At 46.5% G+C, this 7,000-nt stretch carries 5 protein-coding genes; 3 read left to right on the top strand and 2 right to left on the bottom strand.

Translation table 11 applies throughout. From position 1 onward, the window contains the following. On the bottom strand, positions 1-1,153 hold a 1,153-nt coding region (locus tag Q0668_RS07220), incomplete at its 3' end, for a DUF1501 domain-containing protein (RefSeq protein WP_298862004.1). Between the two features lie 564 nt (positions 1,154-1,717). Here Q0668_RS07220 and Q0668_RS07215 point away from each other — a divergent pair. The 3 genes from Q0668_RS07215 (at position 1,718) to Q0668_RS07205 (ending at position 6,353) form a co-directional block, all read left to right on the top strand. Beyond that, the gene (locus Q0668_RS07215; RefSeq protein ID WP_298862001.1) at positions 1,718-2,641 is read left to right on the top strand and encodes a hypothetical protein; all 924 of its coding nucleotides are present in this window, start codon (positions 1,718-1,720) and stop codon (positions 2,639-2,641) included. Between the two features lie 195 nt (positions 2,642-2,836). Continuing rightward, entirely contained in the window at positions 2,837-5,002 is a 2,166-nt protein-coding gene (locus tag Q0668_RS07210) for a DUF1592 domain-containing protein (protein ID WP_298861995.1), read from the top strand. Between the two features lies 1 nt (position 5,003). Next, positions 5,004-6,353 carry a DUF1552 domain-containing protein gene (locus tag Q0668_RS07205; RefSeq protein ID WP_298861993.1) on the top strand — a complete coding sequence of 450 codons (1,350 nt, stop codon included), beginning with the start codon at positions 5,004-5,006 and terminating at the stop codon, positions 6,351-6,353. 132 nt (positions 6,354-6,485) lie between these two features. On the opposite strand, the gene Q0668_RS07200 is transcribed toward Q0668_RS07205, so the two are convergent. Further along, positions 6,486-7,000 (bottom strand): hypothetical protein (locus tag Q0668_RS07200; protein ID WP_298861990.1); only part of this gene is annotated, 515 nt, incomplete at its 5' end.

Genomic DNA, 7,000 nt, shown 5'->3' with positions numbered 1-7,000 from the left:
TCATACCGCCGCCAGCCAGCAAGCCAGCATGCACGCGCGACCAATGATCGCGGCCTCCCTTTTTATTGATTTTAGGAGTCCGTCCAAACTCGCCCCAGACGATGACGCTGACATCTTTATCTAAGCCGCGTTCGTGCAGATCTTCTACCAGGGCAGCAACCCCTTCATCCAATAATGGAATCACTTTTCGCGCTCTGCCAAAATTATCGCCGTGATAGTCAAAATCAGCAAAACTACAAGTCACCATACGGGCACCTGCTTCAACAGCGCGACGGGCTTGCAAAAACCGGGACATGAGAGCCTGATACCCCATCTTGGGATCAAAATTGAGTACTTTAGGATCATCAATTCCGTATCGGGCACGAATTTTCGGGTCGACTTTCTCCAGGTTCAACGCTTCTTGCAACTTGGATGACGTCAACACCCCCAAAGCCTGTTCAGTGAAACTGTCGTTGGAATCGGTTGATAATTTTTGATCGACATCTTTCCGGAACGTGTCGAGTTTCTGAAGCAGGTTCGTGCGTTCGTGCAGTCGAATTCTAGAAATATTATTCAGAGTCATGTTCCTCATCACTTCACCATCGGGCCGAAATGGTGTATGAGACATCTCCAGAAAACCCGCTCCTTTAATGTTGTAAGGCGAATGAGCCATTTTTTGCGAAAGGTCAATATAGGGCGGCACGGAAGAATCAACTGGTCCCTGTAGTTTTGAGAGTGCCGAACCCATTGAAGGCCACCCGCCCTGAGGTTTTGGATCACGAAATTGATGACCCGTACAGCATTGAAAAGAATCGTGACGGCCTTCAGAACCAACCAGAGAACGGATGATGGAGAATTTATCCATCATCCCTGCGACGCGGGGCATCAACTCGCTGATTTGTATGCCGGGTACATTTGTAGAAATGGGTTGAAACTCACCTCGAATTTCAGCGGGAGCATCGGGTTTCAAATCGAACATGTCCTGATGCGGCGGCCCACCATTCAGGTAGATCATGATGACCGCTTTGTGAGAATTTTTCTGTTTGCTCTGCTGTTGGGCCTGCAAAATTTGTGGCAACGACAAACCACCCATCGCCAGACCACCGATCTGTAGAAAGGAGCGGCGTGGTATACGATCACAGAATCGCGTTGCACGGTCTTCAATTCTCAACATGATTTATGTTCCAAGCTGTTAGAAATACTTAAGCCTGCACTATATTATTCAATACCTGAATTGAAAAACAGATAAGACATTCATTATATCAACTTTTCCCATTTGAGTTGAGCCTGAAACTACTTCAAGTTGTTAATTCCACACAGTTTAACACCCCCTCTCATATCTACCGCGTAGTGATTTTTCTTCGTTTTTTTGTTCCTCTTATGCTGGGGACCGGCGATGGACGCAAGAAAAATCGTCTTCCATCGGCGATATTCTGATCTTGCCCAGACTTTTTTGTAGTCGTCTCACTTAGTCGCCGAAAATTCACGCGCCGAACCCTGAGACCAACGGTGACGGCAGAACAAGACATTTAAAGTGGTCGAGGAACGCGTCGATCAAGTTCCTTGTCACCACATCACATAAAGAGTTAAACTCGTCAAAGCATTATCATATTTCGATTTGCTAACAGAAAACATCATAGCTAGATTCACAAAAATTCATCCACTTCAGAGCCAAACATCTGGACTTTATCCTAGTGTGTTGACTTACCAATTGTTCATGACAAAAAGAAACCTCTCCATGACAGTCAAAAAACTCATCCTTGCCAGTTGGCTTGCCCTAGTGTTTGTTTCTACAAACGATGTACTCTCTGCGAATCCTAAATCAACAGACAAAAAAGAAAGTTCGCAGCGACTGTATGATATTGGGGTACCAGAGAAAGGTTATCTCACTCTCAAAACAGAGAACTACACCCTTCCCATTGATGCTGCCAGCGGTTGGACCATTGAAAAGATGTTCTATCGCGATCAACAAATCGGACTGAATAACGGCCATTATGGAACCGTTTTAAGGCCCAAAAATGGTGAATGGTGGGGCACAGGACATAAAGAAGGGGGACGAGAAATTGTCCATCGCATACAATTGATCGTTGATGGCAAAAATGTTCCCATCACAAAAACGGATGAGACCATTACCGGCAAACGGATTCAATTCATTAAAGAATCAACAATCTGGAAGTTTAAAGTACGTGCAAAAATCATTCTCACTAAAGATTATATTGAAGAACAAACAGAGATGACGGCCCTGGAAGATTGTGAGACTGATCTACTTTATTACTTCATGCACAGCTTTCCTCCCTCCACAACAAAATGGATTGCACAACTTACAGATGGATCACTCGAAAAAGGGCTGCTGACACATTCAAAGAAAATGGTAGTCAGCAAAAACACATCCTGGGTTGCCCAGTATGATAAGGAAAATCAACTCGGCCTTTTATGTTACACTCCCAAAGTAATCACTGGCAATCGAAGTGCCAGCCACATTTGGGACCTCGACCGTTATCACAAATACTATCTGCGACATAACAGCGGACAGTCATTTAAAAAAGGAGAGAAACTCGATTTCACAGTGCTGGTAAAAGCAGTCCCCAATGAAACCGGTGACTGGAAAGAAACACAAAAAGCAGCATCCAGCATGATGAAGCAGTTTCCAGCTGTGAAATAATCTCATGAGGATTCAAGTCTCACCTCCGGCAATTGAATATGAAAGGACTTTCACCAGCAAAGCCGAAGTCCTTTTATTGAAATATCACACGAAATCTAGACTGTAAAGCACGATATTGAAATCACATTCATATATGAATACACTACTTAGCCTTATCTCTGTCTGTGTAGATTATAATAACAGAAGTTGACTTGGATGTTCATTAATTTTCCGAAGAAGACCAGTCTTACAAGCTCTACCCGTCCAACAATACAATTAGTACAAAGTCCCACCAGTTATGCAGTGTTCTCACTTTTACTTTCAATCATAACCTGTTTCACTACGGATATACGAGCGGCTGAAACAGATCCCTTTACGAAGACCATCAAACCTGCAATTCAAAAGCACTGTGCGAAATGCCATGGCACGGGCGGCAATGCCGAAGGAGAAATCGATCTCCTCAAACTACAAAATTCTTCGGACCTTTCGCAAAATGCAAAGCTGGTTCGCAAGCTCATCGACGTCCTTGATTTAAAAGAGATGCCACCCGAAGATGAACCGGAACTTGAACCGAAACTCCGACAGCAGCTGATCGCACAATTGAAGACAGTTCTACATGCGACTGTCTCAAAGAAAAAGGCGTTCGCTCATACACCGATCCGACGAATGAACCGCTTTCAATATAACAACGCAGTGACGGATCTCTTTCAACTCAAATGTGTCGTCTTCACTCTCCCAGAACGGATGCTGCGCGAGCATGATAACTACTTCCAACCAGCCACAGGCAAGATGCCCAAGAATCTCAAGGTCGGCAGTCGTCCACTCGGCAAATCCCAGATGATCGAAACACGACTCGCAGGCGTTGCAGCATTCCCTCAGGACCTGCGCGCAGAACACGGATTCGATAATCGTGGAGACCACCTGTCATTATCACCGTTGTTACTCGAATCCTTCCTCACCCTGAGCCGTAGCATTGTCCATAGCCCCGATTTTAATCCGAAAAATTGTGGTATCTGGAATTCATTTTTCTCAGAACCTGACCCAGAATCAGATCTTCCCACACAAGTTCGAACTCGCTTACGTCCTTTCCTGACTCACGCATTTCGCCAACCTGTCGAAGAAAAACAGCTAAAACGATATTCCGATTATGCCCTGGCTCAAATTCACTCAGGCAAATCTTTTACGCGCAGCATGCAGGACGTTGCGGCAGCCACGATTGCTTCGCCGAAGTTCTTTTATCTCTATAACCGCACTGGTGTAAGCGAAGTAGCCGAACCACTGGACAATTTCGAACTGGCATCGCGACTCTCCTTCTTTTTATGGGGAAGTATCCCGGACCAGACTCTTCTTGACTTAGCCCAAACAGGAAAACTGACAGACCGCGAGGTCCTTTCCAATCAGGTAGATCGCATGCTGAACGATCGAAAACTGAAACGGTTCTGCGACAGTTTTCCAGCGCAATGGTTGCAACTGGAACGAATTATTTCGTCAGCACCTGACCGCAAACATTATCCGGAATTCTACTTTTCTAAATACCGCAATAGCATGCACATGATGCTCGAACCACTTCTCCTGTTCGAAGCAATCCTCATCGAAAACAGATCGATTCTACAATTGATCGACTCCGACTTCAGTTACCGATCAGCGCGACTCGATAATATTTCTTACAGAGCAAAAAGAACGGGCCAGAAGGATACGGTCACAACTCTGCCCTTCGAACGAGTCATTTTAACGGATCGAAGACAAGGCGGAATCATCACCAATGCCGCCGTAATGACGATGACATCCGGCCCTGAAAGAACTCAGCCAATTACCCGAGGAGCCTGGATCGCTACTGTCATCTTTAACAATCCACCCGAGCCCCCACCTGCCAATGTCCCCCCCCTTACGGAAGAGGCACCCAAAGCAGAAGTATATCTCACCCTCCGGGAACGACTTGCCGCACATCGGGAGCGGGCAGACTGCGCCGGTTGTCATGAGAAAATTGATCCCCTGGGCTTCGCTTTGGAAAACTATGGTCCCACTGGAAAATGGCGCGATGTTTATAAGAACGGCCGCAAGGTCGATATGCAGGGAACACTATTTCGAAAACACAAATTCAACAACATTGTAGAATTCAAAGACGCCATTCTCGCCGAGAAAGATCGGTTCACAAGAGGACTTGCAGCGCATCTTTTATCCTTCGCATTAGCGCGCGAAACCGGAGTCGCTGATACAGTCGCACTCGACAAAATAACGCGTAACACCGCCAGTGATGATTACCGGATACAAACCCTGATTAAACAAGTTGTCTTGAGCGATCCGTTTCTCCACAAATCGAATGCAAAGACCGCAAAGCAGGCCGAAGTAGAACGGGCAATCAAAACCCCGGGAGAGAATTGAAATGAAAACGACAACCAGACGATCGTTTCTCCAGGGAGTCAGTGGCGCAGCGTTATCGCTTCCGTGGCTTGAAAGCTTATGCACCGCGGCCCCCGCAAAACCGATCGCACAAAGAATGGCATTTTTCTATGTGCCCATTGGCGTGGTAAGACGCGGATTTTTCCCCGGCGAAAAGAATGCCATTCTTCCGAAGTTCACTAGTAATCAGCAGGAAATCCCAAGAGACAAGGAACTCGCAACGGGAGTTCATCCACTGAACCTCACACCAACAATGCGGCCTCTGGAACCGGTCAAAGACAAGATAACTCTGGTAACCGGCCTCGATCGCACTTTTCAGCAAGGCACCGACGTTCATGCCCAGTGCGCATCCTGTTTCCTAAGTAGCGCAGCACCATTCACAGTGAAACAATCAGCATGGCCACTGAATCGTACACTCGACCACATCGTCGCTGATCAAGTTGGAAAACCGACCCCTTTCCGTACGCTTGAATTCAGTTGTAATAGTCACCGGGACAATAAAGAGTCGTTATATTTCGATAATATTTCCTGGTATGGAACGGGGCATGTTGCACCCTCAATTCGTGATCCACGCAAGGCCTATCGGAGACTTTTCAGTACGCAGGAAGTCGACAGCTACAGAAATATTACAGACCTCGTCCTCGAAGACGCTCGCTCCATGAAGCGCCAGTTGGGGTATTCAGACAAACAGAAATTCGCTGAATATTTCGACTCTATCCGTACAATTGAAGAGCAGATGGAAAAACTCGAAAAAATGAAAGTTGAGCTGAATCAAGTGTCTTTTGATGAACCCGCCGAAGCCCATCTTCCACGAGGTGAATACATTCGCCTGATGGGCGACCTGATGGTCGTTGCACTGCAGACAGGCCTTACCAATGTCGCCACCTTTATGGTCGGCCCCGAGCGGTGGAATACACCATTTCTTTACGAAAGTCTTTTCGATAAGCCAAAGAGCCATCATCTTATGTCGCACAAACAAGAACAATTTCTCTATGATCTCCTGAAAATCGATCGCTTTCACATGGAGCAGTTCGCGTATCTGGTGAAAAAAATGGATCAGATCGAGGAAGCCAATGGTACCACACTCTTGGACAACATACTCTTCACCTACGGTTCCGGCCTCGGCGATGGTGCCACTCATCAATACAACGACCTGCCAACCATCATCGCAGGTTCAGGCGCCGGTAACCTGAAGACCGGCATGCACCTTAATCTTGCCGACGGTACACCCCTGGCAAACCTCTGGCTGACCCACGCACAAACGATGGGTCTTAAAATGAATCGTTACGCGGACAGCACCGGACCCATTGGTCAGTTGCTCAGTAGTCAATAAGTCGTCAGTAAGCTGTTTACAATTTTTGATCATCTTCCACTTTTTGCTGTCAATCGTTTTGGCTCCGCTAACCGAAAAATTTCCTCCGTCTTATCCGGTACTATCAGTGTTCCCCAGACTGGGTGTTTACCGTCATTGAGTATTTGCTTCAAAGATTAATGGTTTCGGTTCCGCTAACCGAAAAGTATCCTCAGCCTTTCCTGGCACAACCAAGGTTCCCCAGGCTGGATGTTTCCCGTCATTGAATATTTGCTTCAACGATTGATAGACAACCGAATCAGATCCAGTATTTGCTGTCTTCAGTAAACCAGACTCAGGCGGACCGAATTCTTGCTTCACCGAATTATTAATGAGCCCCGGATTGGGACCTGTATTTGCTGTCTTCAGTAAATCAGACGCAGACACATCCGGCTTACCATCAGCAAACGCTTCGAATAATTGTTGAACGACTTTTGCCTCTTGAATCGAGAGTGTAAAGCGTTTCGATTTAGATTTCTTGGAAGTGACAGGCCACTCGAACTTGAACAGCCCTCCCTTTGACCAGTTCGGTTGGCTTGCCGCAAGTTTTTTATAATCGAGTGAAACCGGTACAGTAACCCCGCATTTCCCAGATGACTTCCCTCGCTTTGGCACGTAATTTGCGCCAT

Origin of the sequence: uncultured Gimesia sp. (assembly GCF_937910335.1) — a bacterium.
In the GTDB taxonomy this organism is placed as follows: domain Bacteria; phylum Planctomycetota; class Planctomycetia; order Planctomycetales; family Planctomycetaceae; genus Gimesia.
The sequence above is the reverse complement of the archived record's forward strand: the minus strand, read 5'-3'. Positions and strand labels throughout refer to the sequence as shown.

Bases quoted from the DNA above. Each gene is read 5' to 3' on its own strand.
- Q0668_RS07205 (WP_298861993.1), top strand. From the start codon at position 5,004: ATGAAAACGACAACCAGACGATCGTTTCTCCAGGGAGTCAGTGGCGCA.
- Q0668_RS07215 (WP_298862001.1), top strand. From the start codon at position 1,718: ATGACAGTCAAAAAACTCATCCTTGCCAGTTGGCTTGCCCTAGTGTTT.
- Q0668_RS07210 (WP_298861995.1), top strand. From the start codon at position 2,837: ATGTTCATTAATTTTCCGAAGAAGACCAGTCTTACAAGCTCTACCCGT.